The following is an 18,127-nucleotide window of genomic DNA, read 5'->3' as shown; positions in this document are numbered from 1 at the left end:
CAATGTGCTCATACTTTTGATCACTGCTCGGGGATTCGTGATCAACGAAAGGGTGCAGACATGAGCACGCGCATAACCCAGGTCCTGGTCGCCGCGGCCGCCGCGGACCAGCGCCCGGGCGACAGCCGCGGCGACGACCGCCGTAGTGACGACCGCCGTGACGACCGGCGGGGCGACGACCGGCGGGGCGACGACCGGCGGGGCGACGACCGGCGCGGTGACGACCGCCGTGGCGACCGGCGGGGGCAGTGCTCGGTCGGCCTGGGCTCCTGGAAGCTGGAGTACCGTCCCGGACGTCTGGTGCCGGTCTCCAGCCACGGCCGCGTCAAGTGGGTCCGCACCCCCGGTCACTGGGTCAAGGTCTGGCACAGCGGGGGCCGGGACTGCCACCGCCGATGACCCCAGCGGCCGGAGCCCGGTTCCCCGCCGCGGTGGAGCCTGGCTCCGGCCCGGGAGCCACTCCCGGGGGACCCAGGCCGTCCGGCCCCGTGCGGTGGCTCTCCTTGCGGCGGGGCCGGACCCGTCCGTCCTCCGCACGGCGCGGGGCGCGGTGCGGCGGTTCCCCCTCGCGGCCGTCCCCCCTCGCGGCGGCGGAGGAGCGCACAGGACGGACGCAGGAAGCCGCCGGCCCACAGTCAGTGGGCCGGCGGCTTCGTGGGGACGGGGCCCGCGATCAGAGCACGCGGACGGCGGACGTCGGCATGTAGCCGGACATCTGCTGGATGACGACGCCCTTGCTCGGGTTCGCCGCGTCCAGGTACTGCCCGCCGCCGATGTAGACGGCCACGTGGTAGGCGGAGCCGACGCCGCCCCAGAAGACGAGGTCGCCCGGCTGGACCGCGCTCACGGACACGGGGGTGCCGAAGGTCGACTGCGCCTGCGAGGTGCGCGGCAGCTCGACGCCGATGGTGCGGAAGGCGGCCTGGGTGAGGCCGGAGCAGTCGTACGCGCTGGGGCCCGTGGCGCCGTAGACGTACGGCTTGCCGACCTGGGCCTTCAGGAAGCCGATGACGGAGGCGACGCTGCCCGTCGCGTGGCTGGAGGAGGAAGAGGCGGCCAGCACGGTGCGCCCGACGGAGCGGGACACGGCGGCGGTCTCGCGCGCCTCGGCGGCCTTGGCCTTGGCCTTGGCCTCGGCGCGCGACCGCGCGTCGGCGGCGGCCTTCTTCTTCTGGGCGGCCTTCATGGCCTCGGTGCGCGCCTGCTCGCGGGCCGCGTCCAGCTGCTGCTCGACGACGGTCTCGTCGAGGGCGTCGGCGGCCTCCGCGGCGGTGGCGGTGGTGGAGAGGGCGGGGATGACGGGGATGCTCCCCGTGGTCGCCGGGTCGGCGGCCGAAGGCTCCGCGTTCGCCGGAGCGGACATTCCGGTCAGGGCGAGCGTTCCGATGACGCCGCCGGCGACTCCAGCGCGGCGCACCCAGTTGGGGCTCTGCGCGTCGCGTCGCCGGCGGCGTATATGCGAGGTCTGAAGGGACATGAGGACTTGGGTATCAGGCCAGGTCGGTTCCGTTCAACAAAAGTGTGATGCGCCACAGTTGGCTCAGGAGCAGTGGTATTGTCCCCTTTTTGATCTTCTTAATTCGGGATGATCGGGACATTCAACTGCAAATCCTCGTGCTCGCGTTCACGTGCCTCCGGACGTCGTCAGCGCGGGTTTTCATGGCTCACCCGCACGGGTGGCGAGCGGCTATCACGTCCTGCGGTCCATCTCGAATTTGCCTTGGAACGGCACGGCCTGATAGTGCTGCACCCCTTTTCACCAGCGGAAATGCAGGTAAATGTGACTTCTGGTGATCGTTTGAGATGCCTGAGTGAGAAGATCACCGCTCATCCCTGTTCATGATCGTTCGACTGGTGGCAGAGATCACAAAAGCCGAAGCGAACCCCGTGTCGCAGATCACAGACCAGGAGGCATAGGATGCGGGCAGTCCGGGCTTGTGAACTGCCTCACATGGAGGGGAACCCGGTGGCGTGGGGCGCACGTCCGGACACGGTCCGTCATCAGTCACCGTCGACTGGAAGGAGCGGGGACGTGAACGCCTACGCGCCCATCCTCGTGCTGGGCGGCCTCGGGGCCGGCTTCGCGATCTTCTCCGTGGTCATGGCCTCCATCATCGGCCCGAAACGGTACAACCGGGCGAAGTTGGAGGCGTATGAGTGCGGCATCGAGCCGACTCCGCACCCAGCCGGGGGTGGCCGTTTCCCGATCAAGTACTACCTGACGGCGATGCTCTTCATCGTCTTCGACATCGAGATCGTCTTCCTCTACCCCTGGGCCGTCACCTTCGACGCCCTCGGGATCTTCGGGCTCGTCGAGATGCTCCTCTTCGTGCTCACCGTCTTCGTCGCATACGCCTATGTCTGGCGCCGCGGCGGTCTGGAATGGGACTAGGGGCGGAGAATAGCCATGGGTATTGAAGAGAAGCTGCCGAGCGGGTTCCTGCTCACCTCCGTCGAGGCGGCGGCCGGCTGGGTCCGGAAGGCCTCGGTCTTCCCGGCCACGTTCGGTCTCGCGTGCTGCGCCATCGAGATGATGACGACCGGGGCCGGGCGGTACGACCTGGCGCGTTTCGGCATGGAGGTCTTCCGCGGGTCCCCGCGCCAGGCGGACCTGATGATCGTGGCCGGCCGGGTGAGCCAGAAGATGGCCCCCGTCCTGCGCCAGGTCTACGACCAGATGCCGAACCCCAAGTGGGTGATCTCGATGGGGGTCTGCGCATCGAGCGGCGGGATGTTCAACAACTACGCGATCGTGCAGGGCGTCGACCACGTGGTGCCGGTCGACATCTACCTCCCCGGATGTCCGCCCCGTCCCGAGATGCTGATGGACGCCATCCTCAAGCTCCACCACAAGATCCAGCACAGCAAGCTCGGCGTGAACCGTGAAGAGGCCGCGCGCGAGGCGGAGGAAGCGGCGCTCAAGGCGCTGCCGACGATCGAGATGAAGGGGCTGCTTCGGTGAGCGACGCACACGAGGCCGCAGGGGCCCCGGGCGGCGACGGGGCCCGCGCCTTCGCGCAGGGCGACGAAGAACGAGAGGGGCGCGCGATGACTTCCCCTGACACCCCGAACCCGGACAAGGACGTCAACGCGGCGGGCCTGCCCGGCCAGCGGGGCGACCACGGCGAGGCGATCCGCGTCCAGCGCGGCATGTTCGGCGCCCAGGGCGGCGGCGACACCTCCGGCTACGGCGGCCTGGTGCGCACCGTGCGACTGCCCGGGGCGGCGAGCCGTCCCTACGGCGGCTGGTTCGACGATGTCGCCGACGAACTCGAGGGCGCCCTCGAGGAGCAGGGCCTCCTCCCGGACAACGCGATCGAGAAGGTCGTCGTGGACCGCGGCGAGATCACCTTCCACATCGCGCCCGAGCACCTGCCCCGGGTCGCCAGGACCCTGCGGGACGACCCCGCGCTGCGCTTCGAGCTCTGCACGGGCGTCAGCGGCGTCCACTTCCCGGAGGACAAGGGCCGCGAACTGCACGCGGTGTACCACCTGCGCTCGATCACCCACAACCGGCTGATCCGGCTGGAGGTGAGCGTCTCCGACACGGACCGGCACATCCCGTCGCTCGTCGAGGTCTACCCGACCAACGACTGGCACGAGCGGGAGACCTACGACTTCTTCGGGATCGTCTTCGACGGGCACCCCGCCCTGATCCGGATCATGATGCCGGACGACTGGCAGGGCCACCCGCAGCGCAAGGACTACCCCCTCGGCGGCATCCCCGTCGAGTACAAGGGCGCCCAGATCCCTGCTCCGGACCAGCGGAGGTCGTACTCGTGAGCACACACGACATGTGGCAGGCACCCCGGCAGGCCGCGGAGCGGGAGACCACCGAGGGCCGGGTCTTCACGGTCACCGGCGGGGACTGGGACGAGCTGGCCGAGAACGTCGGCAAGGCGGACGACGAGCGCATCGTCGTCAACATGGGTCCACAGCACCCCTCCACCCACGGCGTGCTCCGGCTGATCCTCGAGATCGACGGTGAGACGGTCACCGAGGCCCGCTGCGGCATCGGCTACCTCCACACCGGCATCGAGAAGAACATGGAGTTCAGGAACTGGACCCAAGGGTCCACGTTCGTGACGCGCATGGACTACCTGACGCCGTTCTTCAACGAGACGGCGTACTGCCTGGCGGTGGAGAAGCTGCTCGGCATCACCGACGCGGTCCCTGACCGCGCCTCGGTGATCCGCGTGATGCTGATGGAGCTGAACCGCATCTCCTCGCACCTGGTGGCCATCGCCACCGGCGGCATGGAGCTCGGCGCCACCACGATCATGATCTACGGCTTCCGCGACCGCGAGATGATCCTGGACATCTTCGAGGTGATCACCGGCCTGCGGATGAACCACGCCTACATCCGCCCCGGAGGCCTCGCCCAGGACCTGCCGCCCGGCGCCGTGGACCAGGTCCGCGAGTTCGTGAAGAAGTTCCGCAAGAACCTCCCCGAGTACGACAAGCTCGCCACCGGCAACCCGATCTTCAAGGCCCGCATGCAGGATGTGGGCTATCTGGACCTGGCCGGCTGCATGGCGCTCGGCGCCACCGGCCCGATCCTGCGCTCCACCGGGCTGCCGCACGACCTGCGCAAGGCGCAGCCGTACTGCGGGTACGAGAACTACGAGTTCGAGGTGCCGACCGTCGACACCTGCGACTCCTACGGGCGGTTCCTGCTCCGCCTGGAGGAGATGCGGCAGTCGCTGGACATCGTCGAGCAGTGCCTGGACCGGCTGCAGCCCGGACCGGTCATGGTCGCCGACAAGAAGATCGCCTGGCCCGCGCAGCTCGCGCTCGGCCCGGACGGGCTGGGCAACTCGCTCGACCACATCAAGAAGATCATGGGCACCTCCATGGAGGCCCTGATCCACCACTTCAAGCTGGTGACCGAGGGCTTCCGGGTCCCGGCCGGCCAGGCGTACGTCGCCGTCGAGTCGTCCAAGGGCGAACTCGGCGTCCACGTGGTCAGCGACGGGGGCACCCGTCCCTTCCGCGTCCACTTCCGCGACCCGTCCTTCACCAACCTGCAGTCCATGGCGGCGATGTGCGAGGGCGGCCAGGTCGCCGACGTCATCGTCGCGGTGGCGTCCATCGACCCCGTGATGGGAGGCGTCGACCGGTGACTGAGGTATCACTCGGCATCCCCGCGATGCCCGCGCCGGACTACCCGGCCGACGTACGGCAACGGCTGGACGAGGACGCGGCGAAGATCATCGCGCGCTACCCCGGCAGCCGCAGCGCCCTGCTGCCGCTGCTGCACCTGGTGCAGGCGGAGGAGGGCCATGTCTCCCGCACCGGTGTGCGCTTCTGCGCCGAGCAGTTGGGTCTGACCACGGCCGAGGTCACCGCGGTGGCCACCTTCTACTCGATGTACCGGCGGAGGCCCTCCGGCGAGTACCAGGTCGGGGTCTGCACCAACACCCTCTGCGCGGTCATGGGCGGCGACGCGATCTTCGACGAGCTCAAGCGGCACCTCGGCGTCGAGAACGGCGAGACCACCGCCGACGGCAAGATCACGCTCGAGCACATCGAGTGCAACGCGGCATGCGACTTCGCCCCCGTGGTGATGGTCAACTGGGAGTTCTTCGACAACCAGGACCCGGCCTCGGCCAAGCGGCTCGTCGACGACCTCCGCGCCGGCCGCACCGTCGAACCCACCCGCGGCGCTCCCCTCTGCTCGTTCAAGGAGACGTCCCGGATCCTCGCCGGGTTCCCCGACGAGCGCCCGGGCGCCGTCGAGGCGAGCGGCGGCGCCGGCCCCGCCTCGCTGGCGGGCCTGCGGCTCGCCCGCGGCGAGGCGCTGCCGGGCACCGGGGGCGGCGTGCCCCGGCAGACCTCCGCACCGCCGCAGGACGGGACGCCCGCGGCCCACCCCAGCTCCCACGACGCCCCGCTGGACTCCGCGGTCTCCGACCCGGACCACCCGGCGGGACCCGTGACGGAGCCTTCGACCGAAGGCGAGGAGGACCGGTGACCATGGTCGACTCGGCGGAGAAGGTGCTGTCGCCCGTTCTCTCGGCCTTCTGGGACGATCCGCAGTCCTGGACGCTCAAGACGTACCGCCGGCACGAGGGCTACGAGGGCCTGCGCAAGGCGCTGGCCATGCCCCCGGACGACGTGATCGCCCTCGTCAAGGACGCCGGCCTGCGCGGCCGCGGCGGCGCCGGCTTCCCCACCGGGATGAAGTGGCAGTTCATCCCGCAGGGCGACGGCAAGCCGCACTACCTCGTCGTCAACGCGGACGAGTCGGAGCCGGGCACCTGCAAGGACATCCCGCTGCTCTTCGCCAACCCGCACTCGCTCATCGAGGGCATGGTGATCGCCTGCCACGCGATCCGCTCGAACCACGCCTTCATCTACCTGCGCGGCGAGGTCGTCCCCGTGCTGCGGCGGCTGCACCACGCCGTCGACGAGGCCTACAAGGGCGGCTTCCTCGGCAAGAACATCCTCGGCAGCGGCTTCGACCTGGAGCTGACCGTCCACGCCGGTGCGGGCGCCTACATCTGCGGTGAGGAGACCGCGCTGCTGGACTCCCTCGAGGGGCGCCGCGGCCAGCCCCGGCTGCGCCCGCCCTTCCCGGCGGTCGAGGGCCTGTACGCCTGCCCGACGGTGGTCAACAACGTCGAGTCGATCGCCTCGGTGCCGTCGATCCTGCTCAAGGGCAAGGACTGGTTCCGCTCCATGGGCAGCGAGAAGTCCCCGGGCTTCACGCTCTACTCGCTCAGCGGCCACGTCGCCAACCCCGGTCAGTACGAGGCCCCCCTCGGCGTCACCCTGCGCCAGCTGCTGAGTCTCAGCGGCGGCATGCGGCCCGGCCACCGGCTGAAGTTCTGGACCCCGGGCGGCTCCTCGACGCCGATGTTCACCGACGAGCACCTCGACGTCCCGCTGGACTACGAGGGCGTCGGCGCCGCGGGCTCCATGCTCGGCACCAAGGCGCTGCAGTGCTTCGACGAGACGACCTGCGTCGTGCGGGCCGTCACCCGCTGGACCGAGTTCTACGCCCACGAGTCCTGCGGCAAGTGCACGCCGTGCCGCGAGGGCACCTACTGGCTCGTCCAGCTGCTGCGGGACATCGAACGCGGGGCCGGCTCGCTGGCCGACCTCGACAAGCTCGCCGACATCGCCGACAACATCAACGGCAAGTCCTTCTGCGCCCTCGGCGACGGAGCGGCCAGCCCGATCTTCTCCTCCCTCCAGTACTTCCGCGACGAGTACGTGGAGCACCTGGAAGGCCGAGGCTGCCCCTTCGACCCGTCCAAGTCCACGGCCTGGGCCGACAAGTCCCCCCTGGAGGTGAACGCGTGACCGTCACCACCAACGCCGCTTCCGGTGAGGCGGCGGTGCCGCCCGAGGACCTGGTGTCCGTCACCATCGACGGCATCGAGGTCGCCGTGCCCAAGGGCACCCTGGTGATCCGCGCCGCCGAGCTCATCGGCATCGAGATCCCGCGGTTCTGCGACCACCCCCTCCTCGACCCCGTCGGCGCCTGCCGCCAGTGCATCGTCGAGGTCGAGGGCCAGCGCAAGCCGATGGCCTCCTGCACGATCACCTGCACCGACGGGATGGTCGTCCGGACGCAGCTCACCTCCGGCGTCGCGGAGAAGGCCCAGCGCGGGGTGATGGAGCTGCTGCTCATCAACCACCCGCTGGACTGCCCGGTCTGCGACAAGGGCGGCGAGTGCCCACTGCAGAACCAGGCGATGTCCGCCGGCCAGGCCGACACCCGCTTCGAGGGCCGCAAGCGGACGTACGAGAAGCCCGTCCCGATCTCCACCCAGGTGCTGCTGGACCGCGAGCGCTGCGTGCTGTGCGCGCGCTGCACCCGCTTCTCGCAGCAGATCGCCGGAGACCCGATGATCGAGCTGGTGGAGCGCGGCGCGCTGCAGCAGGTCGGCACCGGCGAGGGCGACCCCTTCCAGTCGTACTTCTCCGGCAACACCATCCAGATCTGCCCGGTCGGCGCCCTGACCTCGGCGGCCTACCGCTTCCGGTCCCGGCCGTTCGACCTGGTCTCCTCGCCCGGCGTGTGCGAGCACTGCGCGGGCGGCTGCGCCACCCGCACCGACCACCGGCGCGGCAAGGTCATGCGCCGGCTCGCGCAGGACGACCCCGAGGTCAACGAGGAGTGGATCTGCGACAAGGGCCGCTTCGCGTTCCGCTACGCGCAGCGCCCCGAGCGGCTCACCACCCCGCTGGTCCGCAACGCCGACACGGGTGAACTGGAGCCGGCGAGCTGGCCCGAGGCCCTGGAGGCCGCCGCCCGCGGACTCGCCGCGGCCCGCGGCCGCACCGGTGTGCTGACCGGCGGCCGGCTCACGGTCGAGGACGCGTACGCCTACGCCAAGTTCGCCCGCGTCGCCCTCGACACCAACGACGTCGACTTCCGGGCCCGCGTCCACTCCGCGGAGGAGGCTGACTTCCTCGCCGCCGTCGTGGCGGGCCGGGGGCGCGACCTGTCCGGCGACGGCGTCACGTACACGCTGCTGGAGAAGGCTCCCGCCGTGCTGCTGGCCGGGCTGGAGGCCGAGGAGGAGGCGCCCGGCGTCTTCCTGCGCCTGCGCAAGGCCTGGCGCAGGCACAAGCAGCGCACCTTCGCGCTGGCCCCGTTCGCCACCCGCGGGCTGGAGAAGGCGGGCGGCACCCTGCTGCCCGCCGCGCCCGGCACCGAGACCGAGTGGCTGGACGCCCTCGCCGGTGGCACCGGCCTGGACGGCAACGGCGCCACCGCCTGCGAGGCGCTGCGCGCCGAGGGCGCGGTCATCCTGGTCGGGGAGCGGCTGGCGGCCGTTCCGGGCGCGCTCTCCGCGGCCGTGCGGGTCGCGGAGGCGACCGGCGCCCGGCTGGCGTGGATCCCGCGCCGCGCGGGCGAGCGCGGTGCGCTCGAGGCGGGCGCCCTGCCCGGGCTGCTGCCCGGCGGCCGCCCGGTCACCGACCCGCGGGCCCGTGACGAGGTCGCCGAGGTCTGGGGCGTGGCCACGCTTCCGTCCCGCCACGGCCGCGACACCGGCGAGATCCTGGAGGCGGCCGCGCGCGGCGAGCTCGGCGCGCTCCTCGTCGGCGGCGTCGAGCCGGCCGACCTGCCCGATCCGGCCCGGGCCCGCGCGGCCCTGGACGCGGCGGGCTTCGTGGTCAGCCTGGAGCAGCGCCCCGGCGAGGTCACCGAGCGGGCGGACGTCGTGCTGCCGGTCGCCGCGGTCGCCGAGAAGGCGGGCACCTTCCTCAACTGGGAAGGCCGGGTCCGGCCCTTCGAGGCCGCGATCAAGCCGGCCCTGCAGGTCCAGCGGCACCAGTTCCCGGACGCCCGGGTGCTGACCATGCTGGCCGACGCGATGGACGTCCACCTCGGCCTCGCCGACGTGCGCTCGGCTCGCGCCGAGCTCTCCCGGCTGGCCCCGTACGAGGGTCCGCGGGCCACCGCCCCGCAGGAGACCGGCCGTCCGCTGCCCAAGCCCGGCAGCGGCGAGGCGGTCCTCGCGGGCCACCGGCTGCTGCTCGACCAGGGCCTGCTGCAACAGGGCGACGACGCCCTCGCCGGCACCCGCCACCCGGCGGTCGCCCGCCTGTCGGCGACCACCGCGAAGGAGATCGGCGTCGCCGACGGCGAGCCGCTGGAGGTCTCCGGCCCGCTGGGCACGGTCCGGCTGCCGCTTCAGGTGACGGCGATGGCCGACCGGGTCGTGTGGGTGCCCCTCAACTCGGTCGGCGGGGGAGTCGCCTCGGACACCGGCGCCCTGCCGGGCCAGGTCGTCCGGATCGCCCCGGCCGCCGTGGACGCCGCTGCCGCACCGGAGGTGACACCGTGACGGGACTGACGACGCTCGCCGCCGAGGACCTGTCCATGTTCGGACGGGACCCGTGGTGGCTGATCGCCATCAAGGCGGTCTTCTGCTTCGCGTTCCTGATGCTGACCGTGCTCTTCTCCATCGTGTGGGAGCGCAAGGTCGTCGCGTGGATGCAGCTGCGCATCGGCCCCAACCGGCACGGTCCCTGGGGCATGCTCCAGTCGCTCGCCGACGGCGTGAAGCTGATGCTCAAGGAAGACCTCGTCGTCAAGAAGGCCGACAAGGTCGTCTACGTGCTGGCCCCGATCGTCGCGGCCATCCCGGCCTTCATGGCGATCGCGGTGATCCCCTTCGGCCCGGCGGGCAACGAGGTCTCCGTCTTCGGCCACCGCACGCCGATGCAGCTCACCGACCTGCCGATCGGCGTCCTGTACATCCTGGCCACCGCCTCCGTCGGCATCTACGGCATCGTGCTGGCCGGCTGGTCCTCCGGCTCGACATACCCGCTGCTCGGCGGACTGCGCTCCTGCGCGCAGATGATCTCCTACGAGATCGCGATGGGCGTCGCCTTCGCGTCGGTCTTCCTCTACTCCGGCTCGATGTCGACCTCGCAGATCGTCGCCCAGCAGGAGGGGCGCTGGTACGTCCTGCTGCTGCCGGTGTCGTTCATCATCTACGTCGGCACCATGGTCGGTGAGACCAACCGCGCGCCGTTCGACATGCCCGAGTCCGAGGGCGACCTGGTCGGCGGCTTCAACACCGAGTACTCCTCGATCAAGTTCGCGCTCTTCATGCTTGCCGAGTACGTGAACATGGTGACCGTCTCGGCGGTGGCCACCACCCTCTTCCTGGGCGGCTGGCGGGCCCCGTGGCCCGTCAGCACCTTCTGGGAGGGCGCCAACCACGGCTGGTGGCCGCTGCTGTGGTTCGTGATCAAGGTGCAGCTGCTGCTCTTCTTCTTCATCTGGCTGCGCGGCACGCTGCCCCGCGTCCGCTACGACCAGCTGATGAAGCTGGGCTGGAAGGTCCTGATCCCGGTCTCGATGGTGTGGCTGATGCTGGTCGCCACCGTCCGGGCGCTGCGCAACGCCAACCACGACGGCGTGACGGTCGTGTTCTACGTCGGCAGCGGTGTGGTCCTGCTGTTCCTGGCCAGTCTGGTCTTCGACGTCCTCCGCGACCGCGGCGAGAAGGCCGCCGAGGAGGCCGCGGCGGGCGGGCCGCCGGAGCCGTTCGACCCCATGGCGGGCGGGTACCCCGTGCCGCCGCTGCCCGGCCAGGAGCTGCCGCCCGTCCCGCGGCGGCCGTCCCGTGCGGAGCGTCAACTCGTAGGCAAGGAGGCCGACGATGCCTGAGTTCCTGGGCCCGGTCGCGGGCTTCGGCGTGACCTTCAAGGCCATGTTCAAGAAGCGGCTGACCGAGCAGTACCCCGAGGAGAAGAAGCCGACCGCGCCGCGGTTCCACGGCCGCCACCAGCTCAACCGGCACCCGGACGGGCTGGAGAAGTGCGTGGGTTGCGAGCTGTGCGCGTGGGCCTGCCCGGCGGACGCGATCTACGTCGAGGGCGCCGACAACACCGACGAGGAGCGCTACTCGCCGGGTGAGCGCTACGGCCGCGTCTACCAGATCAACTACGCCCGCTGCATCCTGTGCGGACTGTGCATCGAGGCCTGCCCGACGCGGGCCCTGACCATGACCAACGAGTACGAACTCGCCGACAGCAGCCGCGAGTCGCTGATCTTCACCAAGGAGCAGCTGCTCGCCGGACTGACCGAGGGCATGGTCGACACCCCGCACGCGATCCACCCCGGCATGGACGAGGCCGACTACTACCGCGGCGCGGTGACCCGGGCGGCACCCGGGACCGAGCGCCAGGTCGCGGTCTCCAAGGGCGAGAAGCCGGACGAGACGGTGCGCTCCGACGAGGGCGGCCAGGGCGAACCGGCCGTGGCGGTCCCCGCGACGGGCGGCACCGCTCCGGCCGGGACGGGAGGCGAGGCATGAACGGCGTGACCACCCTGGCCGGCCTGACGACGGCGGCCGGGTACTCCACCTCCACCGGGGAGGCGGTCCAGTTCTGGGTGCTCGGCACCGTCGCGGTGCTCGGCGCGCTCGCGACCGTGCTGATGAAGAAGGCCGTGCACAGCGCGCTGTCGCTGGCGGGGACGATGATCGTCCTGGCGGTCTTCTACCTGGCACAGGGCGCGTACTTCCTCGGGGTCGTCCAGATCGTCGTCTACACCGGCGCGATCATGATGCTCTTCCTCTTCGTCGTCATGCTGGTCGGCATCACCGCCGCCGACTCGCTCAAGGAGACGCTGAAGGGGCAGCGCTGGCTGGCCGCGGGAGCCGGCCTGGGCTTCGGCGTGCTGCTGATCGCCGGCATCGCCAACGCCTCGATCACGAACTTCCAGGGGCTCGGCCAGGCCAACGCCGGCGGCAACGTCGAAGGCCTCGCCGCACTGATCTTCACCAAGTACGTGTGGGCCTTCGAGGTCACCGGCGCGCTGCTCATCACCGCCGCCGTCGGCGCCATGGTCCTCACCCACCGCGAGCGCACCCAGGCCCGCGCCACCCAGCGCGAACTCAGCCTGCGGCGCGTGCGCGAGGGCGTGGCGTCCGGCCGGCGTCCCGCGGCGTCGGGCTCCGCCTGGCCGCTGCCCACCCCGGCTCCCGCACCCGGCGTCTACGCCCGCAACAACGCGGTCGACGTCCCCGGTCTGCTGCCGGACGGCACGGTCTCGGAGCTCAGCGTCAGCCCGACGCTGCGCGCCCGCGGCCAGTACCGGGACGTGTCCGCGGAGGCGGTCGCCAAGGTCGCCGAGCTGGAACAGCGCTCCGAGGAGGCGTCGAAGTGAACCCGGTCAACTACCTGTACCTGTCGGCCTTGCTGTTCACCATCGGCGCGGCCGGGGTGCTGGTCCGGCGCAACGCGATCATCGTCTTCATGTGCGTCGAGCTGATGCTGAACGCCGCCAACCTGGCGTTCGTCACCTTCTCCCGCATGCACGGCAACCTCGACGGCCAGATCATCGCCTTCTTCACGATGGTCGTCGCCGCCGCGGAGGTCGTCGTGGGACTGGCGATCATCGTGACGATCTTCCGCTCCCGCCACTCGGCCTCGGTCGACGACGCCAGCCTGATGAAGCTCTAAGGGGTAGCGACAGTGGACTACTTGATCGGATGGCTCGTCCTCCTGCCGCTGCTGGGCGCCGGCGTGCTGCTCAGCTGCGGCCGGAGGCTGGACCGCACGGGCCACTGGATCGGCACCACGCTCGCGGGGGCGTCCTTCGTCGTCGCGGCGGTGCTCTTCTTCGACATGCTGGGCCGCGCCGGCGAGGACCGCGCGCTGCACTCGACCGCCTTCCCCTGGATCTCCGTCGGCGGCTTCCGGGCGGACGTGGCCTTCCAGCTCGACCAGCTGTCGATGACCTTCGTCCTGCTGATCACCGGTGTGGGAACGCTCATCCACATCTACTCGATCGGCTACATGGAGCACGACGAGCGGCGCCGCCGCTTCTTCGGCTACCTCAACCTCTTCCTCGCGGCGATGCTCCTGCTCGTCCTCGCCGACAACTACCTGCTGCTGTACGTCGGCTGGGAGGGCGTGGGCCTCGCCTCGTACCTGCTGATCGGCTTCTGGCAGCACAAGCCCAGCGCGGCCACCGCGGCCAAGAAGGCCTTCATCGTCAACCGCGTCGGCGACGTCGGCCTGTCGATCGCGATCATGCTGATGTTCACCACCTTCGGCACCTTCGCCTTCGAGCCGCTCTTCGGCCAGGTGGACCGGGCGGGCGAGGGCGTGCTGACCGGCATCGGCCTGATGCTGCTGCTCGCCGCCTGCGGCAAGTCGGCCCAGGTTCCGCTGCAGTCCTGGCTCGGCGACGCGATGGAGGGCCCGACCCCGGTCTCGGCCCTGATCCACGCGGCGACGATGGTGACCGCCGGCGTCTACCTGATCACCCGCTCCAGCGTGATCTTCGACGCCGCGCCCACGGCCCAGATCGCGGTGGTGACGGTCGGAGCGGTCACGCTGCTCTTCGGTGCGATCGTCGGTTGCGCCAAGGACGACATCAAGAAGGCCCTGGCCGGGTCCACGATGTCGCAGATCGGCTACATGGTGCTGGCCGCGGGCCTCGGCCCGATCGGCTACGTCTTCGCGATCATGCACCTGGTCACCCACGGCTTCTTCAAGGCGGGGCTCTTCCTCGGCGCCGGATCGGTCATGCACGGCATGAACGACGAGGTGGACATGCGCAAGTACGGGGCCCTGCGGAAGTACATGCCGGTCACCTTCGCCACCTTCGGACTCGGTTACCTGGCGATCATCGGCTTCCCGGGCCTGTCCGGCTTCTTCTCGAAGGACAAGATCATCGAGGCCGCCTTCGCCAAGGGCGGCACCGAGGGGTGGATCCTCGGCGGCGCGGCCCTGCTGGGCGCGGCGATCACCGCGTTCTACATGACCCGCGTGATGCTGATGACCTTCTTCGGCGAGAAGCGCTGGCAGCCCGACGCGGACGGCCACGAGCCGCACCCGCACGAGTCGCCGAAGTCGATGACGATCCCCATGGTCGTGCTGGCCTTCGGCTCGGTCTTCGCGGGCTTCCTGTTCAGCTGGAACGAGGCCTTCGTGAAGTGGCTGGAGCCGGTCACCGGATACAAGGAGGGCCACCCGCCGATGGGCGCCGCGGCGGTCACCGGCGCCACGGTGACGGTCATGGTGCTCGGTGTGGCCCTGGCCTGGGCCATGTACGGCCGCCGCCCGGTCCCCTCCGTCGCCCCGCGGGCCAGTTGGCTCACCCGTGCCGCCCGGCGCGACCTGCTCCAGGACGACTTCAACCACGTCGCCCTGGTGCTGCCCGGCGAGTACCTCACCCGCGGTCTGGTCTACCTGGACCACAAGGGTGTGGACGGCGTCGTCAACGGCACGGCGGCCGCCGTCGGCGGCCTCTCCGGCCGTCTGCGGCGGCTCCAGAACGGTTATGTGCGCAGCTACGCCGTGTCGATGCTGGCGGGCACCGCGGTGCTGGTCGCCGCGACGCTGCTGATGAGGGGTGTTGCCTGATGTCCTTCCCCCTGCTCACGCTGACCGCCGGCCTGCCGGCGCTCGGCGCGATCGCCACCGCCGCGGTGCCGGCGGCGCGGCGCGGGGCCGCCAAGTGGCTCGCGCTGCTCGTCTCGCTGGCGACGCTCGTGCTGGCCGCCGTCGTCTTCGTGCGCTTCGACCCGGGCGGCGCCCGCTACCAGCTCACCGAGTCCCACGCCTGGATCGCCGACTTCGGTGTCCGCTACGAACTCGGGGTGGACGGCATCGCCGTCGCGCTCATCGGGCTGACCGCGCTGCTCGTCCCGTTCGTCATCGCGGCGGGCTGGCACGACGCCGATCCCCTGGAGGAGAAGAACCCGGGTCGCCGCTGGCGGCCCACCCAGGGCTTCTTCGCGCTGATCCTGCTGGTCGAGGCGATGGTGATCATCTCCTTCGAGGCCACGGACGTCTTCCTCTTCTACATCTTCTTCGAGGCCATGCTCATCCCGATGTACTTCCTCATCGGCGGCTTCGGGGACCGTGCCCACGAGCACGGCGAGGAGGAGGCGGCCCGTCAGCGCTCCTACGCGGCGGTGAAGTTCCTGCTCTACAACCTGGCCGGCGGGCTCATCATGCTGGCCGCGGTCATCGGGCTCTACGCCGTCACCGCCGACCAGCTCGGCCAGGGCACCTTCTCCCTCCAGGAGATCCTGCAGGCCCGGGCGGCAGGCAAGCTCGACATGTCCACCACCGCCGAACGCGCTCTGTTCCTGGGCTTCTTCTTCGCGTTCGCGGTCAAGGCCCCGCTGTTCCCGCTGCACACCTGGCTGCCCAACGCCATGGGCGAGGCCACGGCGCCGGTCGCGGTGCTCATCACCGCGGTCGTCGACAAGGTCGGCACCTTCGCGATGCTCCGCTTCTGCCTCCAGCTCTTCCCCGAGGCCAGCGCGTGGGCGACGCCGGTGGTCCTGGTGCTGGCGCTGATCAGCATCATCTACGGCGCGCTGCTCGCCGTCGGCCAGCGCGACATCAAGCGGCTGATCGCATACGCGTCGATCTCCCACTTCGGCTTCATCATCCTGGGCATCTTCGCGCTGACCTCCCAGGGCCAGGGCGGGGCGACGCTGTACATGGTCAACCACGGCATCTCCACCGCCGCGCTGATGCTGGTCGCGGGCTTCCTGATCTCCCGCCGCGGCTCCCGCCTCATCGCTTCCTACGGCGGGGTGCAGAAGGTGGCCCCGGTGCTGGCAGGCACCTTCCTGATCGGCGGTCTGGCCACCCTGTCGCTGCCGGGGCTCGCGCCCTTCGTCAGCGAGTTCCTCGTCCTCGTCGGGACGTTCAGCCGCTACCCGGTGGCCGGGATCGTCGCCACCACCGGCATCGTCCTCGCCGCGCTGTACGTCCTCGTCCTGTACCAGCGGACGATGACCGGCCCGGTGAAGGCCGAGGTACAGGGGATGCCCGACCTGAAGGTCCGGGAACTCGCCGTCGTGGCACCGCTGATCGCGCTGCTGATCGTGCTCGGCGTGTACCCGAAGCCGCTGACCGACGTCGTCAACCCGGCGGTGCAGCAGACGCTCTCCGACGTGCACAAGTCCGACCCCAAGCCGGCGCTGGAGGCTTCCAAGTGAGCAGCACAGGTGCTGTCCACAGCCTGTGGACAACGGCGGCGCCGCTCGCCGCCGACAAGATCGAGGCGCCGAAGATCGAGTACGCCCAGCTCGCACCGATCCTGATCGTCTTCGGTGTGGCCGTTCTCGGCATCCTCCTCGAGGCGTTCCTGCCGCGCCGCTTCCGCTACGCCGGGCAGGTCGGCCTCGCGGCCGTCGGCCTGGCCGCCGCCTTCGCCGCGGTCGTGGCGCTCGCGGCGGGCGGCTACGCCACGACGAAGGCGCACATCGCCGCCATGGGCGCGGTCGCCGTCGACGGCCCGGCCCTGTTCCTGCAGGGCACGATCCTGCTCGTCGGCCTGGTCGGGCTGTTCACCTTCGCCGAGCGCCGGCTCGACCCCAGGGCGCACGGCCGGCCGGTCGACTCCTTCGCCGCGCAGGGCTCCGCGGTGCCCGGCAGCGACCAGGAGAAGGACGCCGTCAAGGCCGGCTTCACCACCACCGAGGTCTTCCCGCTGCTGATGTTCGCCATCGGCGGCATGCTCGTCTTCCCGGCGGCCGACGACCTGCTGACGCTCTTCGTGGCCCTGGAGGTCTTCTCCCTCCCGCTCTACCTGCTGTGCGCCCTCGCCCGGCGCCGCCGCCTGATGTCGCAGGAGGCGGCGGTCAAGTACTTCCTGCTGGGCGCCTTCTCCTCCGCCTTCCTGCTGTTCGGCATCGCGCTGCTGTACGGCTACGCGGGCACCGTCTCCTACGCCGGCATCGCCTCGGTCGTCGACGGCACCGCCACGCTCACCCCGGCGCTCGCCGGCTCCGCGGGCAACGACGCGCTGCTGCTGATCGGTGCCGCGCTGGTCGTGATGGGGCTGCTGTTCAAGGTGGGCGCCGTGCCGTTCCACATGTGGACGCCGGACGTCTACGAGGGCGCGCCGACCCCGGTCACCGGCTTCATGGCCGCGGCCACCAAGGTCGCCGCCTTCGGGGCGCTGCTGCGGCTGCTCTACGTCGTCCTGCCCGAACTGCGCTGGGACTGGCGGCCGGTGATGTGGGGCGTCGCGATCCTCACGATGCTGGCCGGCGCGATCGTGGCGGTCACCCAGACCGATGTGAAGCGCCTGCTCGCGTACTCCTCGATCGCGCACGCCGGCTTCATCCTGGCCGGTGTCATCGCGACCACGCCGGAGGGCGTCTCCTCGGTGCTCTTCTACCTGGCGGCGTACTCCTTCGTGACGCTGGGCGCCTTCGCTGTCGTCACGCTGGTGCGCGACGCCGGCGGGGAGGCCACGCACCTGTCCCGCTGGGTGGGTCTGGGGCGGCGCTCCCCGCTGGTGGCCGCGGTCTTCGCGGTCTTCCTGCTCGCCTTCGCCGGCATCCCGCTGACTTCGGGATTCGCGGGGAAGTTCGCGGTCTTCAGCGCCGCCGCGCAGGGCGGCGCGGTGCCGCTGGTGATCGTCGGTGTGATCTCGTCCGCGATCGCGGCGTTCTTCTACATCCGGGTCATCGTGCTGATGTTCTTCAGCGAGCCGAAGGCCGACGGCCCCACGGTCGCCGTGCCCTCGCCGCTGACGTCCACGGCCATCGCGGTGGGTGTGGCCGTCACCTTGGTGCTGGGCGTCGCGCCCCAGTACTTCCTGGACCTCGCGAACCAGGCGGGCGTCTTCGTCCGCTGACTGCTCGCGCGGCCCGAGCGCCCCGCGACCGGC

16 protein-coding genes are annotated in these 18,127 nt (G+C 70.7%); 15 read left to right on the top strand and 1 reads right to left on the bottom strand.

Annotated elements, in window-relative coordinates:
• Positions 1-60 precede the first annotated feature (60 nt).
• Complete coding sequence (locus AC3ET4_RS00715) at positions 61-399, top strand: hypothetical protein (RefSeq protein ID WP_431944619.1); 339 nt, start codon at positions 61-63, stop codon at positions 397-399.
• 274 nt (positions 400-673) lie between these two features.
• Here the strand turns inward: AC3ET4_RS00715 and AC3ET4_RS00710 are convergent, their stop codons facing one another.
• Complete coding sequence (locus AC3ET4_RS00710; RefSeq protein WP_431944617.1) at positions 674-1,477, bottom strand: C40 family peptidase; 804 nt, start codon at positions 1,475-1,477, stop codon at positions 674-676.
• Positions 1,478-2,032: 555 nt separating this feature from the next.
• On the opposite strand from AC3ET4_RS00710, the gene AC3ET4_RS00705 reads away from it, so the two are divergent.
• From AC3ET4_RS00705 to nuoN, 14 genes are all read left to right on the top strand, one after another.
• Positions 2,033-2,392: an NADH-quinone oxidoreductase subunit A gene (locus AC3ET4_RS00705; protein ID WP_431944615.1), complete on the top strand. Its 360-nt coding sequence runs from the start codon at positions 2,033-2,035 to the stop codon at positions 2,390-2,392.
• 15 nt (positions 2,393-2,407) lie between these two features.
• Positions 2,408-2,962: a NuoB/complex I 20 kDa subunit family protein gene (locus AC3ET4_RS00700; protein ID WP_392611405.1), complete on the top strand. Its 555-nt coding sequence runs from the start codon at positions 2,408-2,410 to the stop codon at positions 2,960-2,962.
• Between the two features lie 86 nt (positions 2,963-3,048).
• Positions 3,049-3,783 carry an NADH-quinone oxidoreductase subunit C gene (locus AC3ET4_RS00695; RefSeq protein ID WP_431944796.1) on the top strand — a complete coding sequence of 245 codons (735 nt, stop codon included), beginning with the start codon at positions 3,049-3,051 and terminating at the stop codon, positions 3,781-3,783.
• A gap of 11 nt (positions 3,784-3,794) precedes the next feature.
• Positions 3,795-5,123 carry an NADH-quinone oxidoreductase subunit D gene (locus tag AC3ET4_RS00690; RefSeq protein WP_431944794.1) on the top strand — a complete coding sequence of 443 codons (1,329 nt, stop codon included), beginning with the start codon at positions 3,795-3,797 and terminating at the stop codon, positions 5,121-5,123.
• 26 nt (positions 5,124-5,149) lie between these two features.
• Positions 5,150-5,974, top strand: a complete 825-nt coding sequence (nuoE, locus tag AC3ET4_RS00685; protein ID WP_431944792.1) for an NADH-quinone oxidoreductase subunit NuoE — start codon at positions 5,150-5,152, stop codon at positions 5,972-5,974.
• 2 nt (positions 5,975-5,976) lie between these two features.
• Positions 5,977-7,308: an NADH-quinone oxidoreductase subunit NuoF gene (gene nuoF / locus AC3ET4_RS00680; protein ID WP_431944791.1), complete on the top strand. Its 1,332-nt coding sequence runs from the start codon at positions 5,977-5,979 to the stop codon at positions 7,306-7,308.
• Entirely contained in the window at positions 7,305-9,806 is a 2,502-nt protein-coding gene (locus tag AC3ET4_RS00675) for an NADH-quinone oxidoreductase subunit G (protein ID WP_431944613.1), read from the top strand. Before nuoF ends, AC3ET4_RS00675 begins: the two co-directional genes overlap by 4 nt.
• Before the next feature lie 35 nt (positions 9,807-9,841).
• The gene (gene nuoH / locus AC3ET4_RS00670) at positions 9,842-11,140 is read left to right on the top strand and encodes an NADH-quinone oxidoreductase subunit NuoH (protein WP_431944789.1); all 1,299 of its coding nucleotides are present in this window, start codon (positions 9,842-9,844) and stop codon (positions 11,138-11,140) included.
• On the top strand, positions 11,133-11,789 hold the full coding sequence (gene nuoI, locus AC3ET4_RS00665) for an NADH-quinone oxidoreductase subunit NuoI (RefSeq protein ID WP_431944611.1): 657 nt from the start codon (positions 11,133-11,135) through the stop codon (positions 11,787-11,789). Before nuoH ends, nuoI begins: the two co-directional genes overlap by 8 nt.
• Positions 11,786-12,643, top strand: coding sequence for an NADH-quinone oxidoreductase subunit J (locus AC3ET4_RS00660; protein ID WP_431944610.1), 858 nt, complete (start codon positions 11,786-11,788; stop codon positions 12,641-12,643). Before nuoI ends, AC3ET4_RS00660 begins: the two co-directional genes overlap by 4 nt.
• Complete coding sequence (gene nuoK / locus AC3ET4_RS00655; RefSeq protein WP_431944608.1) at positions 12,640-12,939, top strand: NADH-quinone oxidoreductase subunit NuoK; 300 nt, start codon at positions 12,640-12,642, stop codon at positions 12,937-12,939. Before AC3ET4_RS00660 ends, nuoK begins: the two co-directional genes overlap by 4 nt.
• 12 nt (positions 12,940-12,951) lie before the next feature.
• Entirely contained in the window at positions 12,952-14,850 is a 1,899-nt protein-coding gene (gene nuoL / locus AC3ET4_RS00650; protein ID WP_431944606.1) for an NADH-quinone oxidoreductase subunit L, read from the top strand.
• Positions 14,850-16,445, top strand: a complete 1,596-nt coding sequence (locus tag AC3ET4_RS00645; RefSeq protein ID WP_431944604.1) for an NADH-quinone oxidoreductase subunit M — start codon at positions 14,850-14,852, stop codon at positions 16,443-16,445. Before nuoL ends, AC3ET4_RS00645 begins: the two co-directional genes overlap by 1 nt.
• Positions 16,442-18,094 (top strand): NADH-quinone oxidoreductase subunit NuoN, encoded by a 1,653-nt coding sequence (nuoN, locus tag AC3ET4_RS00640; protein WP_431944602.1) that lies wholly within the window; start codon positions 16,442-16,444, stop codon positions 18,092-18,094. The genes AC3ET4_RS00645 and nuoN overlap by 4 nt, the downstream gene beginning before the upstream one ends.
• Positions 18,095-18,127 lie beyond the last annotated feature (33 nt).

Source organism: Actinacidiphila sp. bgisy167 (assembly GCF_057707665.1).
This window is presented reverse-complemented; position numbering and strand designations above follow the sequence as displayed.

What these genes read in the sequence shown, in the direction of transcription:
- AC3ET4_RS00690 (WP_431944794.1), top strand. Translation starts at nt 3,795, where the DNA reads ATGTGGCAGGCACCCCGGCAGGCCGCGGAGCGGGAGACCACCGAGGGC.
- AC3ET4_RS00695 (WP_431944796.1), top strand. Translation starts at nt 3,049, where the DNA reads ATGACTTCCCCTGACACCCCGAACCCGGACAAGGACGTCAACGCGGCG.
- AC3ET4_RS00715 (WP_431944619.1), top strand. Translation starts at nt 61, where the DNA reads ATGAGCACGCGCATAACCCAGGTCCTGGTCGCCGCGGCCGCCGCGGAC.
- AC3ET4_RS00660 (WP_431944610.1), top strand. Translation starts at nt 11,786, where the DNA reads ATGAACGGCGTGACCACCCTGGCCGGCCTGACGACGGCGGCCGGGTAC.
- AC3ET4_RS00710 (WP_431944617.1), bottom strand. Translation starts at nt 1,477, where the DNA reads ATGTCCCTTCAGACCTCGCATATACGCCGCCGGCGACGCGACGCGCAG.
- nuoH (WP_431944789.1), top strand. Translation starts at nt 9,842, where the DNA reads ATGTTCGGACGGGACCCGTGGTGGCTGATCGCCATCAAGGCGGTCTTC.
- AC3ET4_RS00645 (WP_431944604.1), top strand. Translation starts at nt 14,850, where the DNA reads ATGTCCTTCCCCCTGCTCACGCTGACCGCCGGCCTGCCGGCGCTCGGC.
- nuoE (WP_431944792.1), top strand. Translation starts at nt 5,150, where the DNA reads ATGCCCGCGCCGGACTACCCGGCCGACGTACGGCAACGGCTGGACGAG.
- nuoI (WP_431944611.1), top strand. Translation starts at nt 11,133, where the DNA reads ATGCCTGAGTTCCTGGGCCCGGTCGCGGGCTTCGGCGTGACCTTCAAG.
- nuoF (WP_431944791.1), top strand. Translation starts at nt 5,977, where the DNA reads ATGGTCGACTCGGCGGAGAAGGTGCTGTCGCCCGTTCTCTCGGCCTTC.
- AC3ET4_RS00700 (WP_392611405.1), top strand. Translation starts at nt 2,408, where the DNA reads ATGGGTATTGAAGAGAAGCTGCCGAGCGGGTTCCTGCTCACCTCCGTC.